Origin of the sequence: Polaromonas sp., assembly GCF_031411155.1 — a bacterium.
GTDB lineage: Bacteria > Pseudomonadota > Gammaproteobacteria > Burkholderiales > Burkholderiaceae_C > Polaromonas.
This window is the reverse complement of record NZ_JANOAL010000098.1, coordinates 16,668-38,177: the sequence shown is the minus strand read 5'-3', so window position 1 is coordinate 38,177 and position 21,510 is coordinate 16,668. Positions and strand designations below refer to the sequence as shown.

At 60.8% G+C, this 21,510-nt stretch carries 18 protein-coding genes, 1 tRNA gene and 1 pseudogene; 8 read left to right on the top strand and 12 right to left on the bottom strand.

Annotation, left to right across the window (positions count from 1 at the left end; translation table 11 throughout):
* The first annotated feature begins 38 nt into the window (after window positions 1–38).
* The 4 genes from RMO23_RS06890 to RMO23_RS06875 all read left to right on the top strand — a co-directional run bounded on the left by RMO23_RS06890 (window position 39) and on the right by RMO23_RS06875 (window position 3,619).
* On the top strand, window positions 39–1,757 hold the full coding sequence (locus RMO23_RS06890) for a PQQ-dependent methanol/ethanol family dehydrogenase (protein WP_309679801.1): 1,719 nt from the start codon (window positions 39–41) through the stop codon (window positions 1,755–1,757).
* Between the two features lie 140 nt (window positions 1,758–1,897).
* Window positions 1,898–2,230 (top strand): c-type cytochrome, encoded by a 333-nt coding sequence (locus RMO23_RS06885; RefSeq protein WP_309679799.1) that lies wholly within the window; start codon window positions 1,898–1,900, stop codon window positions 2,228–2,230.
* A complete protein-coding gene (locus RMO23_RS06880) occupies window positions 2,227–2,781 on the top strand; it encodes a hypothetical protein (protein ID WP_309679797.1) in 555 nt (184 codons plus the stop codon). The genes RMO23_RS06885 and RMO23_RS06880 overlap by 4 nt, the downstream gene beginning before the upstream one ends.
* Before the next feature lie 13 nt (window positions 2,782–2,794).
* Window positions 2,795–3,619 (top strand): tetratricopeptide repeat protein, encoded by an 825-nt coding sequence (locus RMO23_RS06875; protein WP_309679795.1) that lies wholly within the window; start codon window positions 2,795–2,797, stop codon window positions 3,617–3,619.
* Between the two features lie 96 nt (window positions 3,620–3,715).
* Here the strand turns inward: RMO23_RS06875 and pqqE are convergent, their stop codons facing one another.
* The 5 genes from pqqE to pqqA all read right to left on the bottom strand — a co-directional run bounded on the left by pqqE (window position 3,716) and on the right by pqqA (window position 7,097).
* On the bottom strand, window positions 3,716–4,855 hold the full coding sequence (gene pqqE, locus RMO23_RS06870) for a pyrroloquinoline quinone biosynthesis protein PqqE (protein ID WP_309679793.1): 1,140 nt from the start codon (window positions 4,853–4,855) through the stop codon (window positions 3,716–3,718).
* Complete coding sequence (pqqD, locus tag RMO23_RS06865) at window positions 4,848–5,141, bottom strand: pyrroloquinoline quinone biosynthesis peptide chaperone PqqD (protein ID WP_405041577.1); 294 nt, start codon at window positions 5,139–5,141, stop codon at window positions 4,848–4,850. Before pqqD ends, pqqE begins: the two co-directional genes overlap by 8 nt.
* 59 nt (window positions 5,142–5,200) lie before the next feature.
* Window positions 5,201–5,971 carry a pyrroloquinoline-quinone synthase PqqC gene (gene pqqC / locus RMO23_RS06860; RefSeq protein WP_309679789.1) on the bottom strand — a complete coding sequence of 257 codons (771 nt, stop codon included), beginning with the start codon at window positions 5,969–5,971 and terminating at the stop codon, window positions 5,201–5,203.
* Window positions 5,972–5,992: 21 nt separating this feature from the next.
* Window positions 5,993–6,910 (bottom strand): pyrroloquinoline quinone biosynthesis protein PqqB, encoded by a 918-nt coding sequence (gene pqqB / locus RMO23_RS06855; protein ID WP_309679787.1) that lies wholly within the window; start codon window positions 6,908–6,910, stop codon window positions 5,993–5,995.
* A gap of 112 nt (window positions 6,911–7,022) precedes the next feature.
* The gene (gene pqqA, locus RMO23_RS06850) at window positions 7,023–7,097 is read right to left on the bottom strand and encodes a pyrroloquinoline quinone precursor peptide PqqA (protein ID WP_068167214.1); all 75 of its coding nucleotides are present in this window, start codon (window positions 7,095–7,097) and stop codon (window positions 7,023–7,025) included.
* Between the two features lie 90 nt (window positions 7,098–7,187).
* On the opposite strand from pqqA, the gene RMO23_RS06845 reads away from it, so the two are divergent.
* Window positions 7,188–8,315 (top strand): alpha/beta fold hydrolase, encoded by a 1,128-nt coding sequence (locus tag RMO23_RS06845; RefSeq protein WP_309679785.1) that lies wholly within the window; start codon window positions 7,188–7,190, stop codon window positions 8,313–8,315.
* A gap of 85 nt (window positions 8,316–8,400) precedes the next feature.
* On the opposite strand, the gene RMO23_RS06840 is transcribed toward RMO23_RS06845, so the two are convergent.
* On the bottom strand, window positions 8,401–10,440 hold the full coding sequence (locus tag RMO23_RS06840) for a sigma-54-dependent Fis family transcriptional regulator (protein WP_309679783.1): 2,040 nt from the start codon (window positions 10,438–10,440) through the stop codon (window positions 8,401–8,403).
* Between the two features lie 393 nt (window positions 10,441–10,833).
* Here RMO23_RS06840 and pedF point away from each other — a divergent pair, with 393 nt between their 5' ends.
* Together pedF and RMO23_RS06830 are read left to right on the top strand one after the other, a co-directional pair.
* Window positions 10,834–11,328 (top strand): cytochrome c-550 PedF, encoded by a 495-nt coding sequence (gene pedF, locus RMO23_RS06835; RefSeq protein WP_309679781.1) that lies wholly within the window; start codon window positions 10,834–10,836, stop codon window positions 11,326–11,328.
* A gap of 75 nt (window positions 11,329–11,403) precedes the next feature.
* Window positions 11,404–12,315: a transporter substrate-binding domain-containing protein gene (locus RMO23_RS06830; protein ID WP_309679779.1), complete on the top strand. Its 912-nt coding sequence runs from the start codon at window positions 11,404–11,406 to the stop codon at window positions 12,313–12,315.
* A 105-nt stretch (window positions 12,316–12,420) separates the two neighbouring features.
* Here the strand turns inward: RMO23_RS06830 and RMO23_RS06825 are convergent, their stop codons facing one another.
* The 4 genes from RMO23_RS06825 to RMO23_RS06810 all read right to left on the bottom strand — a co-directional run bounded on the left by RMO23_RS06825 (window position 12,421) and on the right by RMO23_RS06810 (window position 18,006).
* On the bottom strand, window positions 12,421–12,819 hold the full coding sequence (locus RMO23_RS06825; protein WP_309679778.1) for a DUF779 domain-containing protein: 399 nt from the start codon (window positions 12,817–12,819) through the stop codon (window positions 12,421–12,423).
* A gap of 83 nt (window positions 12,820–12,902) precedes the next feature.
* Window positions 12,903–14,423 carry an aldehyde dehydrogenase family protein gene (locus RMO23_RS06820; RefSeq protein ID WP_309679776.1) on the bottom strand — a complete coding sequence of 507 codons (1,521 nt, stop codon included), beginning with the start codon at window positions 14,421–14,423 and terminating at the stop codon, window positions 12,903–12,905.
* 494 nt (window positions 14,424–14,917) lie between these two features.
* On the bottom strand, window positions 14,918–15,925 hold the full coding sequence (locus RMO23_RS06815) for an FAD:protein FMN transferase (protein ID WP_309679774.1): 1,008 nt from the start codon (window positions 15,923–15,925) through the stop codon (window positions 14,918–14,920).
* Window positions 15,922–18,006 (bottom strand): 4Fe-4S binding protein, encoded by a 2,085-nt coding sequence (locus RMO23_RS06810; RefSeq protein WP_309679862.1) that lies wholly within the window; start codon window positions 18,004–18,006, stop codon window positions 15,922–15,924. The genes RMO23_RS06815 and RMO23_RS06810 overlap by 4 nt, the downstream gene beginning before the upstream one ends.
* Before the next feature lie 616 nt (window positions 18,007–18,622).
* Here RMO23_RS06810 and RMO23_RS06805 point away from each other — a divergent pair.
* Window positions 18,623–18,698, top strand: a tRNA-Arg gene (locus RMO23_RS06805).
* A 33-nt stretch (window positions 18,699–18,731) separates the two neighbouring features.
* On the opposite strand, the pseudogene RMO23_RS06800 reads toward RMO23_RS06805, so the two are convergent.
* Both RMO23_RS06800 and RMO23_RS06795 read right to left on the bottom strand, forming a co-directional pair.
* Window positions 18,732–20,031: pseudogene (locus tag RMO23_RS06800) on the bottom strand (GMC family oxidoreductase); the annotation flags it as partial.
* 17 nt (window positions 20,032–20,048) lie between these two features.
* Entirely contained in the window at window positions 20,049–21,491 is a 1,443-nt protein-coding gene (locus tag RMO23_RS06795) for an FAD-dependent oxidoreductase (protein WP_309679772.1), read from the bottom strand.
* Between the last annotated feature and the right edge of the window lie 19 nt (window positions 21,492–21,510).

The following is a 21,510-nucleotide window of genomic DNA, read 5'->3' as shown; positions in this document are numbered from 1 at the left end:
GCCGGCATTCAGCTCACAACGATTCAGGAGACTAAAACGTGAAACGACAACTTCTCAGCATTCTGGTCTTGGTGGCTACCGCTCACGTCGGCGCGCAAGTGACCGACGCGATGATAGGCAGCGACGCCACCTCCACCAACAACGTGCTGTCCTGGGGCATGGGAACTCAGGGCCAGCGTCACTCGCCATTGTCTGACATCAACCCCAAAACCATCAGCCGCCTGGTGCCCGTGTGGTCCATGTCGTTTGGCGGCGAAAAGCAGCGCGGCCAGGAATCGCAGCCGCTGGTGCATAACGGCAAGATGTTTGTCACGGCGTCGTACTCGCGTATTTTTGCGCTCGACGCCAAGACCGGCGAAAAACTCTGGAAGTATGAGCACCGCCTGCCTGAAGGCATCATGCCCTGCTGCGACGTGGTCAACCGCGGCGCTGCGCTTTATGACAACCTAGTGATCTTCGGCACGCTGGACGCGCAGCTGATCGCGCTCGACCAGACTACCGGCAAGATTGTTTGGCGCGAGAAGATTGACGACTACAGTGCGGGCTATAGCTACACCGCCGCGCCGCTGATTGCCGAAGGCTTGCTGCTCACGGGTCTGTCGGGGGGCGAGTTTGGCGTCGTCGGCCGTGTCGAAGCACGTGACCCGAAAACCGGCAAGATGGTCTGGTCACGTCCGGTGGTTGAAGGCCATATGGGCTACCTCAACGGCAAGGAAAACGGCATCACCGGAACCACCAACGCCAGCTGGCCAGGCGAGACCTGGAAAACCGGTGGCGCCTCGCCATGGCTGGGCGGCACCTATGATGCCAAGACCGGCCTGGCTTACTTCGGCACCGGCAACCCGGGCCCCTGGAACAGTCATGTCCGCAAGGGCGACAACCTGTACTCGACCTCCACCGTGGCGCTCGACGTCAAGACGGGGAAGATTGTCTGGCACTACCAGAACACACCGAACGACGGCTGGGACTACGACGGTGTCAATGAGTTCATCACCTTTGATATGGACGGCAAGCGCATGGGAGCAAAGGCCGACCGCAACGGTTTCTTTTACGTGAACGACGCGACCACCGGCAAGCTGGTCAATGCGTTTCCGTTCGTCAAGAAGGTCACGTGGGCCACGAGCATCGACCTGAACACGGGCCGTCCAAACTTCGTGGCGGACAACCGTCCTGGCGACCCAACGGCGGCCGGCGGCGACGGCCTGAAGGGCAAGTCAACTTTCTCGGCACCTGGCTTCCTCGGCGGCAAAAATCAGCAGCCTATGGCCTATAGCCCGAAAACCGGTCTTTTCTACGTGCCCACCAACGAGTGGGGTATGGAAATCTGGAACGAGCCGATCAGCTACAAGAAGGGCGCAGCTTACTTAGGCGCGGGGTTCACGATCAAGCCGCTCTTTGACGACCATATCGGCTCGCTGCGCGCGATTGATCCGAAGACCGGCAAAGTGGCCTGGGAAGTCAAGAACGTCGCACCGCTGTGGGGTGGCGTCATGACCACGGCTGATCTGGTGTTCTGGGGCACGCCCGAAGGTTTCCTGAAAGCCGCTGATGCCAAGACCGGCAAGGTGGTCTGGCAGTTCCAGACTGGTTCGGGTGTGGTTGCTCCTCCGATTACCTGGAAAGAAGGCGGCGACCAGTACATCAGCGTGGTGTCCGGCTGGGGCGGCGCCGTGCCTCTGTGGGGTGGTGAGGTGGCCAAGAAGGTCAACTTCCTTGAGCAGGGCGGCGCTGTCTGGACCTTCAAGCTGGCGAAGTAATAGCCGCAAGTCCCCTGGTGCGCGCACCCTTGTGTGCGTGCCGGGGAGGTGGATCTGCGCCAGTGCATCCCACGGTGCCGGGCGCATATCCGATCCTTTGATTCGTGATTTTGATCGGATTTTTCCGAGGATGACCTGACATGCGAACCTTTTTGATTGTTGGCCTCGTATTTTTCAGCGCCGGCTGCCTGGCCCAGGCCGGTAAGGGCATTGACGTCGCTGCGGCCACCGAACTGGCCAAGGCCAGCGGCTGCTATTCGTGCCATGCGACCGCCGAGAAAGTGGTGGGTCCGGCCTTCATTGACGTCGCTGCCAAGTACAAGGATGAAAAAGACGCTGCGGCAGCTTTGGCCCAGTCCATCCAGAATGGCTCCAAAGGCAAGTGGGGACGCATTCCCATGCCGGCACATCCAAGCCTCAGTGCGGCGGATATCAAGACCCTCTCGACCTGGGTGCTCACGGTCAAGCCATGACCGCATGGTGTGCCGTCGTGCTGGCTTTTTTGCTGAGCGTAGGCAGTGCCAAGGCCTTTGACTTCTCCGGAAACAAGTCATTGATCGCCGTGACCCGGGACGGTGGGCGTACACGCATTGGAAGCGTGTCGTTCGTTCCCGCCATGGCTGGTAGCGCGAGCTTTCGGGTGCAGATGGATTACAGCGTGATGCGCGACTACTTTCTTTCCATGAAGGAGTTCAAGTGCTTGCCATCGGCAGTAGAGGTCACTTGTCATGTGGCCTACCCCTACCGCCAGCCGGCCACTGCAAGCGCCTCGGATCCGGCGTGGCTGGAGCACAACTTGCTGTTTCTCTACAAGCAACCCGCCGATTTCGGTGCGAAGCTCTGGAACGGCCTCATCTTCAGTTTCAGCGTCACTCCCAACGCTTTGGTTGGTAGACCCCAGGCAGTGGACCTCAATCTCGTCAGCGCACCGCCCGACAAGCTGGACAGCCCGCCCTTTGGCCCGATGGACCGCAACGACGTTGCGCCGGGCGAGCGCTGGCTGAGCGAGCTGCGCATTGAGTAGAAACGCCTTTTTCATGAAGCCGCAACATGCTTGGCCGATGGTCGCCCTGCTGGCGCTGGGCAGCAGCATCCGTGCACAAGACAGCGACCGCAGCGATTGGCTGCGCAACCCGGCCATGGGCAATTACAAAGCCTATGCCGAGTTCAAGATGGCCCACTACGCGGCGGCCCGTGCGGTCTGGGAAACGCTGGCCGGTGTCGGCAACGGCGACGCCCTGTTCAACCTCGGCATCCTGGCGGAAGACGGCCTGGGCGAGCCGCGCGACATGGCCAGGGCCGAAGCCCTGTATACCAGCGCCGCGCAGGCAGGCAATTTCAAGGCCCGCTATCGCCTGGGCATGTTGTACAGCGCTGGCAGCTTGCTGCCCCAAGACACAGCTAAAGCCCGTATTTACCTGACTTTGGCCGCACAGGATGGCGACAAGGAAGCGCTGGCCATGCTCGCTGGGCTGGACCAGCCCGGGCGCACGCGCTCATCGTTTGAGGAGGCCGAGTGGCTGGGCGCGAGCGGCCAGCACGGTGAAGCGGCCGCCTTGTACCGCCAGCTTGCAGCGGCCGGAGATCAGCGTGCGCAGACCCGGCTGGCATGGATGCATGAAGCGGGTCAGGGTGTTTCGCGCGATTTGCAAGAAGCCGCACGACGCTTCGAAATTGCCGCCGTCGCAGGGGAGGCAGAAGCGCAGTACGCGCTGGCAGTGATGATGCGAACCGGCAGGGGCCGAGAAAAGGACTTGGCCGAAAGCGAGGTGTGGCTTCAGCGGGCGGCCGATCAGCGCTATCCGGCGGCCGTGGCGGCATTGAAATCAAACCGCAGCGCCGCAACGGACGGAGTCCGGTAAAGCCTTCGTTCGGTAGTCGAAACTTGCTCTCACGGCAAGGCCTGGACAGCGCCGAAGGATTCCCGCTTTCGCAGGAATCCTTGCCAGAATCCGGGTTCAATCTTGCGGATGCAGGGCCCGCGAAGCCGCATCAGTCCTGAACACGATGGGCTGCTCACGCCGGCTGGGCGCCTGTCTCACCAACTGCACCACTTTGTCATGGTGCGGTGACTTGCTGCACACCGGGTCAGCTTGCGCCGCATCGCCGGTAATCTGGAAAGCCTGGCAGCGGCAGCCTCCGAAATCCTTGTGGCGCTCGTCGCAGTCGCGGCAGGGCGGCTTCATCCACGCTTCGCCGCGGTAGGCTTTGAAAGCCTGGCTGTGCGCCCAGATCTCGCCCAGCGACTGGTCCTGCACGCGGGGCAGCTGCAGGCCCGGCAGGTTGCGAGCGTTGTGGCAGGGCAGCACCACACCGTCGGGCGCCACCGCCAGAAACACCGAGCCCCAGCCGTTCATGCAGGCTTTCGGCCGTTCCTCGAAATAGTCGGGCACGACAAACAGAATGCGGCAGTGGGCGCCGATCTGCGCGCGGTAGCGCTGCACCACCGCCTCGGCTTCGATCAGCTGTTCGTGGGTGGGCATGAGCTGGTCGCGGTTGGTCCAGGCCCAGCCGTAGTACTGCGTGTTGGCCAGCTCAAGAAATTCGGCGTCCAGCGCTATCGCCATCTCGATGATCTTGTCCACGTGCGGCAGGTTATGTCGGTGCAGCACGCAGTTGAGCACCATGGGCCAGTCGTGCTGCTTGATCAGGCGTGCCACGCGCTGCTTGAGTTCGAAGGTTTTGGTGTGGCTGAGGAAATCGTTGAGCTCACGGGTGGAATCCTGAAACGACAACTGGATATGATCCAGCCCGGCGTCTTTCAGTCGCACGGCGCGAGCTTCGGTAAAGCCGACGCCCGAGGTGATCAGGTTGGTGTAAAAACCGAGGTGGCGCGCCTCCTGCACCAGTTCTTCGAGGTCTTCCCGAAGCAGCGGCTCGCCGCCTGAAAAACCCAGTTGCGCCGCACCCAGCGCGCGCGCCTGGCGCATCACATCGACCCACTGAGCCGTCGTCATTTCGGCCTGCAGCCGCGCATGCTGGGTGGGGTTGTAGCAAAAGACGCAGTGCAGCGGACAGCGGTAAGTCAGTTCGGCCAGCAGCCACAGCGGCGGCGCTAGGGTTCCCGCCGGCTTTTCAGTGGGGGACACTTCAGGCAATCCAGCCTCGGCGCATGCTTTCCTGCAGCATGGCCCGCACCTGCGGCGCTATGCCTTGGGTTGCAAACAGGATTTCGAGGTCGGCAACGATGGTCTCGATACTGCGCTCACCATTGCAGCGGCGCAAAATTTCCGCGGAGCTTTGGTTGAGCTGAACCATGCCTTCCGGGTACAGCAGCACCCAGGCGGTCTGCACCTGCTCGTACTGCAGCCGATAGAGACGCGAGAGCTTGGGGCGCTCTGGCAGGGCGACTTCTGAGGAGGTATTGGTCGAGGCAGCATGCATCGCGGGCGTTTCAGTTTCAGTCACGAGGGATGGGCTTGAGGTGGGTGCAGAGGAGGCATTCATGACAGTCCTTTCGGTGTACGGTCAGGGTCAAGGCAGACTTTTTCGATCGCGTCGAGCATGGTCCACAAAATGTCCAGCTTGAACTGCAGGATATCCAGTGCCCGATGCTGGGCCTCGCGCGTCGTGAAGTGGTCAAGCGTCACTTGCAGCCCGTGCGCAACGTCCCGGCCAGCCAGCGGTATGCGGCTTCTGAAATAGGCCAGTCCTTCGGGCTCTATCCAGGGGTAATGCATCGGCCAGCTGGCCAGGCGGTCCTTGTGGATTTGCGGCGCAAACATTTCGGTCAGTGAAGAACAGACGGCTTCCTGCCATGGCGCCTTTGAAGCGAAGTTGACATAGGCATCACAGGCAAAACGCACGGCGGGTGCCACGCCCCGCAGCGACCATAGTTCTTCATGCGGAATGCCCACCGCTTCGCCAAGCCGCGTCCAGGCTTGCATGCCGCCCGCTGCCGAGCCCTGGTAGTCGCCGTAACCGTCGTGATCAAGAATCCGCTCGATCCACAGGCGTCGGTGCGTCCGGTCGGGCATATTGGCAAGGATGGCTGCATCCTTGCGCGGAATGCAGATCTGGTAGTAGTAGCGGTTGCGTACCCAATGGCGAATCTCTTCGGGCGAGCAGGCGCCGCTGTTCATGCGTACGTTGAAGGGATGATGGATGTGGTACCCCGCGCCGCGCGCGTTCAGCTGGGCTTCAAACTCCTGCCGGGTCCAGGGCGCATTGCCAGCGTTGGCGCTGTCTTCCCTTGGGGTATGGGCTATTTCCATAAGTGAGGTTCCGCCACGGCGTCAGAAAAACAGGTCCATGCCGTCCCATGCGACTTCAATGCCGCGCCCGGCAAGCAGGGCGCGCTCGGCTGAGTCTTCCCGCAGTATGGGGTTGGTGTTGTTGATGTGAATCAGGATTTTCCGAACGCCCGCAGGCAGGCGGTCAAGATGGGCAATCATGCCCAGTGGACCACTTTGCGGCAGATGCCCCATGTCAGTGGCGGTTTTTTTCGACAGACCGAAGCGCTGCATTTCATCATCGCTCCAGAAGGTGCCGTCGACCAGGACGATCTGGCAGGTCGCCATCAGTTCCATCAGGAAGGGTGTGACTTCACCGAGGCCGGGCGCGTAGAAAACGCGCGTTTGGCTCGCCGGGTTTTCAATGACGAGGCCAATGTTGTCGCCGGGGCGCGGGTGGTTGCGAAAGGCGGAATACGGCGGCGGCTTGGACGAGAGCACCACGGGACGCACTTGCAGGCCAGGCAGTCCGGGCACGTCTTGCAGTCCGCCATCGGGTTGCAGCGGCAGGGCTTTGACGCCGCAGTAATGCGACAGGACGCGGGTAATGGGAAAGCCCTCCTCCAGGTCGGACAATACTTCGGGCGTGGCCAGCAAGGGCAGGGGCGAGTGACGCTCGCGCAGCATGAGCAGGCCGGTCACGTGATCAATCTGTGCGTCCATCAGGAGCACGGCCGCAATAGCGCTGTCGCGCACGGCGCGGGCGGGCTGCAGTTCGGGATTGGCGCGAATCTGGGTCAGGACATCCGGGGAGGCGTTGACCAGTAGCCAGTCTTGGCCGTTGTCCGTCACGGCAATGGACGACTGGGTTCGGGGCTGGGCCGCGATGCTGCTGCGCCGGAATCCATCGCAGTTGGGGCAGTTGCAGTTCCATTGCGGAAAACCACCGCCTGCCGCTGAGCCGAGAACGCGTAGTTGCATGGGGTCCGGTTTTCTACGAGGTATTGAAGGGTGCAGTAGGCCGTCAAGGCCATAATCAAAGGCAAGCAGCCGGCGCACGCGAAGGTCGCTTGCACCGGCTGCCAGGTGCGGCTTAGCGGTTGGCGATGTACATCGTAATTTCGAAGCCGAAACGCAGGTCAGTAAAAGCAGGTGTGGTCCATTGCATGGTTATCTCCAGTGGTTGGCATGAATTGTGATGACGGATCTGTTCATCGCCGAAGCAACTACGGACCCGTCTTAACCTAATGCAAATTCAATGCCACGCGGTTCTGGCACCGGCGGGCCGATCATGAGTGCCGCGCCGGGCAAGGTTTGGGGCCCACCGCGCTATGTCGCGACGGCGCGCGGCGCGCGCATGGCTTTTCGGGAATGTGGGCCTCCTGGGGCCACCGACTGCTGGCTGGTGTTGCATGGTGGTCCCGGGGGGTCAAGCCAGCCGGGCATGCTCCAGCCTATGCAGCTGGACCGCCAGCGCGTGGTGCTGCCAGATCAGCGTGGAGCAGGCCAATCGCGCCCCAAGGCCCGGTTGGCCGGCAATCACACGGATCAGCTGGTGGCCGACCTTGAACGCTTGCGGCAGAACCTGGGTATTGAAAGCTGGGCTGTTTTGGCTGGTTCGTGGGGTACTGTGGTGGCCTTGCGCTATGCCCAGGCGCACCCCAGCCGGGTCAGGCGACTGGTACTGCGCGGCGCTTTTGCCTTGAAACGGGCTGAGATATTCGGTCTGCTCAGGCCTCATCCGCAACGCGACCGGGCGATTTCACAAGACCGTTATTGGCCCCGTGCCCCTTTTGCCGGCGGTTCGCGAGTGCTCGCACGGCTGGAACAGGTGCTTCAATCTGGAACACTCCCTGTTGCAGCAAGACACGTGGGCAGGTGCTGGAATCTGCTTGAACAGCGCTCGGCATTGCGGGGGCTGTGGCGCAGCCTGATTCATTCTGCCTTACCGCTCAATCAGGCGCCCGGACTGGCAACTGGCGCGCACCGCCAGGCCTGGACGCAGATCAGACGGCAGCAGCGGCGCGCCTTGGCAGGGCTTAAGCAGGCTCGGACCCGCGCCGCAGACCGCCGCGGCTGGCAAAAATTTCGTATCCAGGCGCACTATCTTCGACACAGGGGTTTCGTATCGGCGGGCGGGCTGGCGGCGGCGGTGCACAGCTTGGCTCTCAACGGAATTCCGGTAGATTGGGTCCATGGCCGGTTTGACGCGGTGTGCCTTCCAGCCAACAGCCGACGCTGGTGGGCGCAACAGGAGGCGCTCGCACCAGACCTGGCCCGAAGCCACTGGCCGCAGGCCGGGCATTTGTCGGGCGAGCCGGGCATGCGCGAGGCTCTGACGAGGGTGGTTCGGGTCGCCCGAAGAGCGCCCCGGAGCGGTTCTTGAGCCGGAACCGCATGCCTAGGGGAAATCCGTATCACCGTTATCCCTGCGAGGCGGCGGCGGAAATCGACACCCTGGCGGCGTGTTCTCAGTTCCAGACGTCGCTCGGCAACTGGTCTTTTTTACGGTAGATCGTGTTGCGCGAAACCCCTAGCGCCTTGGCAGCCGCCGAGACGTTGCCTTGGTGCTGTCGCAACATCTGCGCCATCGCCGACAGCGTCACATCGTGCAAACTGTTTCGGCCGGGGTCACTTGCCTGCCTTTCCGCGGCAGAGGGTTGCAGATCTGCGCTGGAGCGGGTCGTGGATCCGGCCCAGGCGCCGGCGCCAGTCCGCTGGCCTACTTCTTCCAGAAAGTCATCGGGCAGGTGGCTACGCTCTATGACGCCTTGGCAGCCGACCATGACCACGGCGGTTCGCAGCAGGTTATGCAGCTGACGGAAGTTGCCTGGCCAGTGGTAAGAGCGGAACAGGGCGAGCACTTCGGCGGACAGAACGATTTGCGTCGTCTTGTCGCAGAGATTGCCGATGATCTTGGTGACAACCAGTTCGAAGTCGGTACGCTCACGCAGGGCCGGCAGGCGCACCACGAGTCCGTTAAGGCGGTAGTAGAGGTCTTCCCTGAATTCGCCGCGGGCGATCATGTCCTTCAAGCTTTTGTTGGTGGCGCAGACGATGGAAATATCGACCTCGACCTCCCTGCCGGCGCCCAGCGGGCTCACGCGGCGATCTTGCAACACGCGCAGCAGGCGTGCTTGCAGATGCTTGGGCATGTCGCCGATCTCGTCGAGAAAAAGGGTACCCCCGCTGGCCTGCTGGATTTTCCCGATAGCGCCCTTTTTGCGTGCACCGGTGAAGGCGCCGTCTTCATAGCCAAAGAGCTCGGACTCGATCAGGGTTTCAGGAATAGACGCGCAGTTGACCGAGACAAAGGGTCTACCGGCCCGGTCAGAGTCACCGTGAATAGCCTGCGCCATCAGGTCTTTGCCGGTGCCGGTTTCGCCCAGTATCATGATAGGAATATCGCGTCCACGCACCATGCGCAGTTTCTGGATTACTGCGGAAATCTGCGGGTCGCCAGTGTCGAGGTAGCGCAGGGTCGACAGCTGTAGCCTGCGCGCAGCTGTACCTTCGCTGCTGGCCTGTATGGGCTGCGCTGCCGTTGGCGTGGGCTCCTGCGCGGGTCCGCTGTCATGGCCTGGAAACCACTGGCCGCCGGGTTTCATCTTGACGCGGCATGACACCGTGACCCCGTTGTGCAAGCACAGCGAATGCAGCCGCGGCACGCCGCCAGTGCAAAGCTCGTAAAGGCGTGACATCGGAATACCAAAGAGCGACGAAAACGTATGCACCTTCAAACCGTTGTGCGACAGACCGAGCTGGAATTGGGCGCTGCGGTTGGCTGACAGGAAACGGCCGTCAGCGGAAAACACGATAATCCCCTCGACCAGAGTGCCAATGAATTCGGGCCGGCTATGGAAGTGCAAACGGACGGCCTTGGGGAATATGTCGGCGAACATGTGGTTCTCGACCATTTGCGCCGACATGCGCACCAAGGCCATGGTGTGCTGATGAAAACTGCGGTGGTCGCCCGTCACGTCGAGCGCGCCGATCAGCTGCCCGTAAGGATCAGAAATGGGCGCGCATGAGCAGGCGAGAAACTTGTTGGAACTCATGAAGTGGTCGCTGCCGAGCACAGTGATTGCCTGCTCTTCCTTCAACGCCGTGCCAATGGCGTTGGTGCCCTTGCTTTTTTCGGACCAATCCACGCCGGGTGCGAGGGCGACCCGCGAGGCCTTTTCAAGAAAATCGCTGTCTCCCAGCGAGTGAAGAACCAGCCCGTTGGCTGAGGTCAAAACGACCATGCTGTGCGTGTTGACGATCTGCTCGTACAGGGTCTCCATGGCGGGGGCCGCATGCTGCAACAAAAAACGGTTTTCCTCAAGCGAGTGGGTCAGCACAACGCGGCCGGGGGAAGAAAAATCAGGTTTGTCTGAGCTTTCAATGCCGTAGGCATTCGAGCGCTGATGTGACTTTGAAATGAGTCTTCGTTGCCGTTCGTCCTCAATTTCGTACGCCTGAGTAAGACCTGCCCGGACGGGCGAATGGGTGGCGGCTTGTGTGCTCATGCTGTCTCCACGAGATGTCGTTTTACATAGAAGCGAGGGACTGCGGCCTGACCGGAAGCTGCTCGGTCCTCATTTGGCGTGACTCGAAATTCTCAAGGTATTTCTGCATGGTGACGAGAATCACGCTGATGTCATTTTTGAGCACAAGCAGAAGGTGAACAATGGCATAAACCCTTGAAACTAATAGCTTTTTTGCTATGTCTGCCATGCCCGAGGAGCGAAAAAAGTGTTCCAATTTGGGACAAAATCGATCGGATGAGGGAGCTTGAACAGGTTGGCTAGCCTGCCGTCATCAGGCACGCCAGAGGAGAAACGAGACACCTGTCACACTCAGAAATTTTGGCGCGCAAATTGCTTTTAGTGAACCGTACCCTTACTTGGAGCAAGCTTCACATGAAAGTTTTTTCATTCTCATTTCTCTGGCGGTTTGGTTCAGGGCTGGTAATTGCCGCCTCGTCGGGACTGCTGACAAGTGCCGCAATGGCGCATGGCGACGTGACCCCGCAGGCAGTCGATACCAAGACGCTCCCCCAACTGGGCGACAAATGGGTCAACGCCAATCCCTACAGCACCGGACCGGGTAACAAGGAGGCGCTTCGCATCGGCACTTCGGCTTATAACCAGAACTGCGCGCGTTGCCACGGGCTGGAGGCGATTTCGGGTGGAATGTCGCCCGACCTGCGCAAACTCGACAGCGAATGCACGGGATTGGCCGACGCGGCCAAAAAATCTGCCTGCTTCAAGGAAATGGATGAGTTCTACTTGGCCACGGTGCGGCGTGGCCGGGTGCGTGACGGTCGCGTTTACATGCCGCCTTTTGAGGGCACGCTCTCGCAGGAAGCGATCTGGTCTATCCGTACCTATCTGGAAACGCGTCGAGAGCCTTGAGGTGCACGTCGGGGCCAAAAAACCCCTGACAATGGACAGCATCCTTCGTCACCCTTTTCAAACCAGATCGCCGCCATGTCCCTTTCGACCGACTTCTCTCGCACGGACCCTGGCCACGATGATCTACATCGCCGGGGGCTCAATCGCCGGGGCAGCCTTGCACTGCTCCTGTCCCTTGGCCTGCCGCTGGCGCAGGCGCAAACAGAACTAACAGACCTGGCTCGCATTCGGGCCAACGGCGTGCTCAAAGTGGCGGTATACAAGGACAACCCGCCGTTTTCAGATGGTCCCGCCAACGACATGCAGGGGCTTGATGTCGCTCTTGCAGGCGCGTTGGCCAAGCAGCTCAATCTCAAGCTCGCACTGCTGCCGTTTGATGCCGGCGAAAACATGAATGATGACTTGCGCAATATGGTCTGGCGCGGTCACTACCTGGGCTATGGTCCGGCCGACATCATGCTGCATGTGCCTGTCGATAAATACCTGATACAGGAAAACCGGCAAGCGCTGATTTTTGCGCCATATATGCGTCAGGTGCAGGTGCTACTGCATGACAAGCGTACGTTGCCGCAGGTCGATGGCCCCGATGATCTGAAAGGCCATGCTCTTGCAGCCGAGCGCGGCACCGGTGCAGCCAGCGTGTTGATGGGACACGGTGGCGGCATGCTGCGGTCGCAAGTCAAGCTTTACCACTCAGGTATTGAAGCTGCGAGCGCCGTGGTCAGAGGTGAGGTAGCGGCGGCTTATGTGCTGAGATCGCAGGCCGAGGCGGCTCTGGCGATACTCAAGCCTGCCTCTACCAGCCTCACCCTGACCAGTATGTCGCTGGCTGGTTCGCCCGCCAACGGCTGGCCGTTGGGGCTTGCCATCAAGGCCGGCAACAAGGAGCTGGGCCAGGCCATCGAAATCGCGCTCAAGGAGTTGCGAATCAGCGGGGAAATGCTGGCGATTTTCAAGCAGCAGGGCATGACTCTGACGGCGCCCTGAGTTGGGCAGGCGCAATCCATCACTTGGGCTGAGTTCGCGGTCGCAAGGCGATCGATTTTCATCCGGGAAATGGTGGAGCCAAGCGGGTGCCGGTGATCTCTGGTTTTATTCCACACGTGTAGCAGAGACTGCTTCATCAGCAGCGTCCTGCTGCTCGAGCTCTTTCAATTCCTCCTTGGTGAATACGCGTGACCGGGTGTGGAAGGCCTTGCCCTCTGGCCCTTCCAGCGAGAAGGTGCCGCCGTGGCCGTCGATCACGTCGATGATTAGCTGCGTGTGCATCCAATACTGGTATTGAGATTTGCCGATATAAAACTTTGCGCCTCCGATCTCGCCGAGAAAAACATCGCCAGCGCCAATGGTGATCTCACCCGGCAGATAGCAGTTGGCCGCGCTGTTGTCGCAGCAGCCGCCGGACTGGTGAAACATGACCGTGCCGTGTTTCTCGCGCAGGAACTCGACCAGCTCGAGTGCCGCCGGAGTGGCAATGACTTTTTCAACCATGTTCAAGTCTCCAGATAAAAATGGGAAAGGGGAACGGTTGCCCGTCCCCCAAGACCTTGTTCAACCTAACCAGAACCAGTCGATCAAAAGAATCCGAGCTTCTGTTCGCTGTAGCTGACCAGAAGATTCTTGGTTTGCTGGTAGTGGTCTAGCATCATTTTGTGGTTCTCGCGGCCAATGCCGGATTCCTTGTAACCACCGAAAGCCGCGTGTGCCGGATAGGCGTGATAGCAGTTGGTCCACACACGGCCTGCCTTGATGGCGCGGCCCATGCGGTAAGCCAGGTTGCCGTTGCGGCTCCATACACCCGCGCCCAAGCCGTAGAGCGTGTCGTTGGCAATCTCCAGGGCTTCTGCCTCGTCCTTGAAGGTGGTGACGGCCAGTACCGGGCCAAAGATCTCTTCCTGAAAAATGCGCATCTTGTTGTGGCCCTTGAACATCGTGGGCTGCACGTAATAGCCACCGTCGAACTCGCCGCCTATCTGGGCTTGCGTGCCGCCGATCAGTACTTCCGCGCCCTCCTGGCGACCCAAATCGAGATAAGACATGATTTTGGTGAGCTGCTCCTTCGAAGCCTGTGCGCCCATCATGGTGTCTGTGTCCAGCGGGTTACCCATTTTGATGGCGGCAACGCGCTTGATCACGCGCGCCATGAATTTGTCATAGATCGACTCCTGGATCAGTGCGCGTGAAGGGCAGGTGCAAACCTCGCCCTGGTTGAATGCGAACAGGACCAGACCTTCGATGGCCTTGTCGAGGTAGGCGTCGTCCTTGTCCATGACATCCGCAAAGAAAATGTTGGGTGACTTGCCGCCGAGTTCCAGCGTGGCAGGAATCAGGTTGTTGGCCGCGGCCTGCGCGATTACTCGGCCGGTGGAGGTGGATCCGGTAAAGGCAATCTTTGCAATGCGCTTGCTGGTCGCTAGCGGCATGCCGGCTTCACGGCCGTAGCCGTTGACGATATTGAGCACGCCGGCGGGCAGCAGGTCGGCAATCAGCTCAGCCACCAGCAGCAGGCTGACGGGTGTGGACTCGGCGGGCTTGAGGACCACGCAGTTGCCAGCGGCAAGGGCAGGGGCAAGTTTCCAGGCCGCCATAAGGATGGGGAAGTTCCAGGGAATGATCTGGCCGATCACGCCGAGCGGCTCCTGCATGTGATACGCCACCGTGTTCTCGTCGATCTCGCTGACGCCGCCTTCCTGAGCACGAATGCAGCCCGCGAAGTAGCGAAAGTGGTCAATGGCCAGCGGAATGTCCGCGTTGAGGGTCTCGCGGATCGGTTTGCCGTTGTCAACCGTTTCAGCCCAGGCGAGCAGCTCCAGGTTGGCTTCCATCCGGTCAGCGATCTTGAGCAGCACATTGGCGCGGTCGCCGGCTGGCGTGCGCCCCCACTTGTCGGCGGCCGCGTGTGCCGCATCAAGTGCGAGCTCAATGTCTTCTGCGCTCGAGCGCGCTACTTGTGTGTACGGTTTGCCATTGACGGGGCTGATCACATCGAAATAGCTACCCTTGGCCGGAACGACCCATTGGCCGCCAATGAAGTTGTCGTAACGGGTCTTGTAGGTGTATTTGGCGTCTGGAGCGCCGGGTGCTGCGTAGATCATCGGTTTCCTCTTTGGGTCAATTGGTGAAAGTTTCCCTTGCGGGCGTTGTTTTCTATCAAGGACCGTGCCAGAACGAAAATTAATCGCGGCTAGCAATGGGTTTGCTGCAGGTCTGATGATTGCTCTGCGATGTGGCATCGTTGCGATGGCCTCCCGAACTGGTGCTCAAGTTCCATGCAACGCTCTGCCCTGAGACAGCTGTCACAAAAGAGAACATCAGCGAATCGCTGTTGCCACGTGCCTGGCCAAAGGTCAGGTCAGATGCCGGCGCTGACGCCAAAGCCGGCGGCACGCGTCTCACCACCGTCGTTGCTGGGGCATCTTGGCCAACGCCAGGACAAGTCTATTTAGTCGAGGCACCAAGCACTCGCTCTGATCTGCGAGGAAGGGGCTGTATCTCTGGGCCCTACCTGCGGCTTCGAACCAAAAACCAAGGATCACCGCGCGGTGACTCCTGCTTTTGCGCCGTAAGCTGGGCGTTGGACCAGGCGGGTTCAGCCTTGTCGCTGTAGGTGCAGGCCTGGCGTTGCGGTCCAGTTGCCATTTTTTGCCACCACCAGCACATCCACCTGCCATTGGTGCGCCATGCGAAGAGCTTCCTCGCGCCCCGCGACAAACATGACCTTGGTGAGGGCGTCCGCCATCGCGCAACTGGGCGCAGCCACAGTGACGCTGGCGAGCCCAGGAGGCGAGTAACCGGTGTGCGGATCGAAGATGTGGTGATGGCGACGGTCCTGGCTAAAGCTGCACTCGTTGTCGGCAGAAACCGCAATGCTGCGGCCGTCCATTGCCAATCGCGTTATCAGGGCCTGCTCTTGACGCGGATCGGCCAGCCCGAGCAACCAGTTGCGTGCCGGGTCGGGACGACCCAGTGAGGTCCACTCGCCGGTATTGATCAATGCATGCCTAACGCCGTGCTCTCGCAGTGTCTGGCGCACCAGGTCAGCCGCGAACCCCTGGGCAATGCCATTGAGTGTGATGGCCATTTCGGGGCGGCGCAGTCGAATGGTGTCGCTAGAGACTATCAAGTCCTGCCATCCCACCGCCTGCTTCGCCTTCTCAATGTCAGCCGGAGAAGGCAGCGCGTCTCGTCGCGCCGCGGCATCGAACACAGCCCAGAGCGGCTGAACGGTGACGTCAAACGCGCCGCCGCTTTTTGCTGAGATCGTCTGCGCCAGCTGCAGGATTCTGACCAGATCGGGATGAGGTCGCTCCAGCACGCCATCCCGGTTGAGGCGGCTCAGGGCGCTGTCGGGGTCAAACAGGCTCATCTGGTCTTCAACATGCCGGATGGTAGCGACCGCTGCATCAAGGGCGCGCTCGGCCTGCTCAGCGCTGCTATGCGCTACTCGCAAGGACAGTACAGAGCCAAAACCCGTCAGCGAGCGGTCTTTCCATTGCAGTGGCTCGGCCTGTTCCGGGGCCATGCCTGTGTCGCCTGACATGCCTGGTTTCATCGCATACATGCCGATGGCCGTGGCCAGAAAATGACGACGTTTCATTTGAGGGGCCTCCCCAGAATTTTCCCGCTGCCGTCCATCAGCACAATCGGGATAACGACGGATCTATTGTTGTCGGTGGACGAGCCGCTCGACTTGCGGCTCTGCAGAATCAGCGGTACGCAAAGTTCTTCGTTGGTGTAAATCGCGACACAATCCATGCACTGAAAGCACTCGTCGTAATCAATCTCGCCGGTTTTCTGGATGGCTTGGTAGCCGCACTCGCTGCGGCAGCGTTGGCAGGGCTGCCCACATTCGCTGCGCCGGGCAATCCAGTCGAAGCGGCGCAGGCGACCGAGAATGGCCATCCCCGCGCCGAGCGGGCACAGGTAGCGGCAGTAGCTCTTGTAAAAAAACGCACTCAACAGAACCAGGCCACCGGCCCACAGCACGAAAGGCCACGCGCGGTCGAACACCAGCGTGATGCTGGTTTTGAAGGGCTCGACTTCGGCCATTCGGTCGGTCCAAGGCACCGAAAAACATGCGACCAAAACAATGGCGCCAAGCACCACGTACTTCAGTTTCTTCAGTAGCGCGTCAATCCGGTCCGGCACATGGACTTGTCGCAAACCCAGGGCATTGGCCAGTTTGCTCACGAGTTCCTGCAAGGCGCCGAAGGGGCAAAGCCAGCCGCAAAAGGTACCTCGCCCCCAGATAAAAAAGGTGATGGCAACTGCGCACCACAAAACCACAGTCATCGGGTCGTACATGAAGAAGCCGAGGCTCTGGCCGGCAATCAGAGCCTGCATGAGCGCAGTGATGTTGACAATCGACAGCTGGCCCTGTGCATACCATCCAATGAAGCAAAGCGTGAACAAAAGGTAGCCGGTTCGAAAGAAGGCCAGCCTGTTCTTGCTCCGTGATATCCAGCTCTGGTCGCCCAGCGCCCAAGCCAGAAACGCCAGGGCGCCGAGCAGGATCATCAGCTCACTGCTACGGGATTTCCAGGTCGAGTGCCATGTCTTGTCATCGGCGCTGGGCGACTCAAAATATTCCGTGGGCAGCGTCGTGCCAAAAGAGAAGTCCTTGCTTACCCGCTCGGGATAAATCATGCCCTTGCTGCGCGTCACGCGAAGGTTGAACGCCAGCGGCTGGGCCGGGTCCAGTCCAGCCGGTGCAATGACCCGGAAAACACGCCATTCGGCGCCCTGCAGCGAGGCTGGCAGCTGCAGGCTGGTGTCAAGATCGAGATCTCGAATCTCAATCGGCAAGCCCTCTTGCTGCAGCGAGAGCCGGTCTGGGACGGAGCCACGCACAAAGTCGTCACTCAGGAAGGAGTATCGGCCCTTGCCGACCAGCAGCAAGGCATGGTCGCCGGGGTCGAGGCGCCGCTGCAAAACTTTCCAGCCCTCGGCGGTGAGCAAGTTGCGGCCCACGGCCGGAACCGATAGGTAAGCCACATGCAGGTCCATAAAAGTTTCATCTGGCGCTCTGGTTGCCTGCTCGTCTTGCCCCCCGCCTACGGTTCCAGCAAACACCCGCTCAATATCACGGTTGCTGAATGTCTTGCGGGCTATGAGGCCCGCGTCCACCAGGTCGGTCCAGCTCATGATTTCATGGACCTCGGGGCGGATACGCGCCACCAACTCGGGATCCCGCCCGTTGGCATAGCCCAGCTTGGCCCTGGCGACCTTGAGCGATGCTGCCAGCAGGCTTTGGTTCAGGATGCGCACTGAAGCAGTGGCCTTTGCAACGCCGTCGATATATACATTGGCGCTTCCGGCCTTACCCCCGGTGTTGAGGTTGGAGCCGATCTTGATGCTCTGCATCAAGGACAGTCCCTTGTACTGGTCGACAAAACGCAGCAAAGGCCCCTCCCCCAGACCATCCAGGAACACTGGCTCGTGGTGCGACAGCACGCGCACATTCGTGAACTCGCCCCTGGAATCCAGTGCAACCAGCAAATTGAAAGGCGTGCCCGAAAATCCCGGAATGGCCGCCAGATCAATCGACTCGAACACATAGGCAATGATCGGTGTCGCCGTGCCGTCCTGCTTCAGGATCGGCCAGACCGGAAGCTTGCGGTCCTTTTCGCCCACGATGAGGGGTGCCGGAAAGGCCTTTAGCATGGCCTCGCGCGTCATCACGCCGGCGTGCGATGGCAGTGTTGCAGTGACCATCTGCAGCCCAAAAAACAGATGCGCAGCGAGGGCCAAAAGCCGGGCGATGCTGGCCAGTTTGGAGGCAGCGATCATGAGCTCGCGTTTTGCGCCGGCCGATGACGCCATAAAAAAAGGCCGCGCTGCGTTTTAGTTTCACCGCCTGAAGCCATCCGATGTCTCCGTCCAGGACTATTTATCTTGATGCGACCCTCTAGTCCGCTGGGGCCGACATCTGCAGTTCATTTGGAGCCCGCTTTGAAGGCAAATCTCATGCCATTGGTTCAGCCTCTCTGGCTCGGATAAATCGATTTTCCGTCTGCTATCAGCGTTGACTTCCGCCGGGTGCGAACCAGACAACCGCAGGCCCTCAAATTTTGGGGCAAAGGCGTACCTGTGTTGCGTGCGCCAGATCGAGGAAGTGTGTAAATGCTGAGCAACTGTTCAAGAAATCTGTTCCATTTCGGGACTTTCTTGCGTGTTGGTTGGTTAGTCGGTCCGGAGAGACTCTGTTGGGCATTAAACCTTCAACTATCCACTTGGGGATTCTGTAGCGGGTTCGGTCTGTGCGAAAATACTGGCTCTTGCAAAATTCAGCATTGCGGCTGTAGCTCAGTGGATAGAGTATTGGCCTCCGAAGCCAAGGGTCGTGGGTTCGATCCCCGCCAGCCGCACCATCATCGGGCATCGCCCACCGCCTGGTTTTTTGATCAGGCGCGCCCACTGTGAGCTGCGTCTTCACGGATCATGTCTACCGTTTTCTCGACCAGCATCACGGCCGGTGCGTTGGTGTTGCCGGATACCAGGGTTGGCATGACCGAGCAGTCGATGACGCGCAGACCGGCAACGCCCTTGACGCACAGTCGGGAGTCCACCACCCCGAGCGGGTCGATACCCATGCGGCGGATACCGCTCGGATGAAAAATCGTGGCGCCGTGGTTTCGGCAGAACTCCAGCAGATCCGTGTCGCTGGCGGCGTCCGGGCCTGGCTTGACCTCGCGCAGCACATAAAGCCGCATTGCGCCGGATGCGGCAATGGCCCGTGCAGCCTTGATGCCGGCCACCGCCGTGCGGCGATCCAGATCGGTGGACAGGTAGTTGGGCTGGATCTCGGGCGGCTCAAATGGGTCGCGCGAGCGCATGCGGATGTGGCCACGTGAAACTGGATGTCGAGTGTTTGCGCCTCTTGCGGCAGGGTGCGCATGAAGCCTCCGCCCTGGTTGATGCCTACCGCCAGCGGGCCGCTGCGATGCAGCAACCATTGCATTCCAAGCCTGAACTGGCCCCACCATGAATTGATCTGGTCATTGGTGGTGATCGGCCGGGTGCATTCGTAGCCAAGCCGGATCTGTAGATGGTCCTGCAGGTTTTCGCCGACGCCCGGTGCGTCCCCCACGACCTTTACGCCGTGCCGGTCCAGAAGCGAGCGCGGGCCAATGCCGGAGAGCTGCAGCAACTGCGGCGACTGGATGGAGCCGGCCGACAGCAACACCTCGGCGCTGCAGCGGGCGGTTTTCAGCCTCCCATCCTGGCGGTACTGTGTTCCCACGACGCGTTGCCCCTCGAACAGCAACCGGGTAGCCAGGGCGTCAGTCTGGATACGTAGACTGGGTCGGCGCCGCGCCGGGCCGAGGTGGTAGGCCTTGGCGGTGCTGCAGCGCCGGCCCCTGGCGGTGGTGAGTTGGTAGTTACCGGCGCCTTCCTGTTGCGCGCCGTTGAAATCGTCGGTGCGTCTGACGCTGCCGGGCCTATCGGTGCGCCGCCCTGAATAAAGGCTTCGATCAGTTCGTGACGGGCGTCGATGTCAGGGATCTGGAGCGGGCCATCGCAACCGTGGTAGGGCGCTGCGCCGCGCTGGGCTCCTGCCGACTTGATGAAGTAGGGCAGCACGTTCTCGTAAGCCCAGCCGGCGTTGCCAAGCGCGGCCCAATGGTCGTAGTCCTCGCGCTGGCCCCGGATGTAGATCAGGCCATTGATCGAGCTGGAACCGCCCGGCGTCTTGCCGCGCGGCGCCGCTCCGACCGGCTTCAGAGCTTCTCGTCGCGTAGCCAATACCACTTGTACAAAAACCGCTGACCAAAGCGGCGAAACGGCGCGAAGTTCTCCGACCGCACCAGGCCAAACATGTTGGGGTACTCAAGCGGCGTGGTGTAGATCGGCAAATTGAACACTTCGCGGCCGTTGTCCTTGCCGGCCACGCGTTCCGCGATGCGCTTTCCGGCCCAAGTCGAAAACGACACGCCGTTGCCGCCGTAGCCCACGGCGTACCAGACGCTTTGCGCCGGGTCGGGCCGGGTGATGCGCGGCATCATGTCATGGCTCACATCGACCCAACCCCACCAGGAGTAGTCGATCTTGATGTCGGTCAGTGGCGGAAACTTGCGCGCGATGGCATCGGTCAGCAGTTTGAGATGTGCCGGGTCTTCGGCGTCGGCGCCGGTGACGGAACTGCGGCTGCCCAACTGCAGCCGGTTGCCTTCAAGCAACCGGTAGTAAAAGCGCAGGGTGCGGGTATCGGTCAGAAAGGTCCGCGACCTGAAATTGGTGGCGGCCAGTTCGGCATCGGTCAGCGGCCGCGTCACCACGGAGTTGGACAGGATGGGCATCAATTTGTTTTTGACCAGCGGATTCAGGCCCTGCCCGGTGTAGCCGCCGGTGCACACCACAACGCGCTTGGCGCGCACCGTACCGCCCGGCGTTTGCAGGTGGTGAATGCCGTTGAGAGTGGTCCAGCCCTGCACCGGGCTGCCGGGGTGCACCTTGGCGCCCAGTGCCCGGGCTTTGCGGATCAGGCCAAAGGTGAATTTCAGCGGGTGAATGCCAACCCCTTCGGGTTCCAGCATCGCGCCCACGGTTTCGCGTTCGTCGCAGTAGTCGCGCCGCACTTCCTCGGCGCTCAGCATGCGGGTGTCGTAGCCAAACGTTTCGCGTTTCAGGCGGGTTTCATTGCGCAGGTAGTCCAGTTTTTCAGGGCGATGGGCGACGTAGAGGTGGCCGCCATCGAACGCCTCGCAATCGATTCCGGTCGTCAGTTGCTTGAAATTCTCGAATCCGGTGCGGATTTCAGTGTCGAGCTTTTTGGCAACGTCCAGGCCCCAGCGCTCTATCCATTGCGATCGCGAAAGCCGGCCGCTGGCATTTTGCCCCTGGCCCCCGCTACGGCTGGAGCAGCCCCAGGCCGACACATTCGCTTCCAGCACCAGTGCCCGGATACCGTGCTCCTGGGCCAGGTAGAGCGCGGTCGAGATGCCGGTGGAGCCAGAGCCAATGATCACCACATCGGCATCGGTGTCCTGCATGATCGGGCCGTCGTCATCAGGCGGCGTGCCTGCGCTGGCAACCCAGTAGGTGGGTGCGTAAGCTCTGCCAACGCCCGGGTCGGGCGCCACCAAGGGGTCGTATTGCGGGTCGTAAGGCCGTTGCGAGGGCGTGGCCAATGACGTGAAATTAAGGTCGGGTAGGGCAGCCATGGAGGATTCTCCGGAAGAA

Coding starts and splice junctions, on each gene's coding strand:
- RMO23_RS06875 (WP_309679795.1), top strand. CDS start 2,795: ATGAAGCCGCAACATGCTTGGCCGATGGTCGCCCTGCTGGCGCTGGGC.
- pqqB (WP_309679787.1), bottom strand. CDS start 6,910: ATGCAACTACGCGTTCTCGGCTCAGCGGCAGGCGGTGGTTTTCCGCAA.
- RMO23_RS06810 (WP_309679862.1), bottom strand. CDS start 18,006: ATGACGCGCGAGGCCATGCTAAAGGCCTTTCCGGCACCCCTCATCGTG.
- RMO23_RS06840 (WP_309679783.1), bottom strand. CDS start 10,440: ATGAGCACACAAGCCGCCACCCATTCGCCCGTCCGGGCAGGTCTTACT.
- RMO23_RS06795 (WP_309679772.1), bottom strand. CDS start 21,491: ATGGCTGCCCTACCCGACCTTAATTTCACGTCATTGGCCACGCCCTCG.
- pqqC (WP_309679789.1), bottom strand. CDS start 5,971: ATGGAAATAGCCCATACCCCAAGGGAAGACAGCGCCAACGCTGGCAAT.
- RMO23_RS06885 (WP_309679799.1), top strand. CDS start 1,898: ATGCGAACCTTTTTGATTGTTGGCCTCGTATTTTTCAGCGCCGGCTGC.
- pqqD (WP_405041577.1), bottom strand. CDS start 5,141: ATGCATGCTGCCTCGACCAATACCTCCTCAGAAGTCGCCCTGCCAGAG.
- RMO23_RS06815 (WP_309679774.1), bottom strand. CDS start 15,925: ATGAAACGTCGTCATTTTCTGGCCACGGCCATCGGCATGTATGCGATG.
- RMO23_RS06880 (WP_309679797.1), top strand. CDS start 2,227: ATGACCGCATGGTGTGCCGTCGTGCTGGCTTTTTTGCTGAGCGTAGGC.
- RMO23_RS06830 (WP_309679779.1), top strand. CDS start 11,404: ATGTCCCTTTCGACCGACTTCTCTCGCACGGACCCTGGCCACGATGAT.
- RMO23_RS06825 (WP_309679778.1), bottom strand. CDS start 12,819: ATGGTTGAAAAAGTCATTGCCACTCCGGCGGCACTCGAGCTGGTCGAG.
- RMO23_RS06820 (WP_309679776.1), bottom strand. CDS start 14,423: ATGATCTACGCAGCACCCGGCGCTCCAGACGCCAAATACACCTACAAG.
- pedF (WP_309679781.1), top strand. CDS start 10,834: ATGAAAGTTTTTTCATTCTCATTTCTCTGGCGGTTTGGTTCAGGGCTG.
- RMO23_RS06845 (WP_309679785.1), top strand. CDS start 7,188: ATGCCACGCGGTTCTGGCACCGGCGGGCCGATCATGAGTGCCGCGCCG.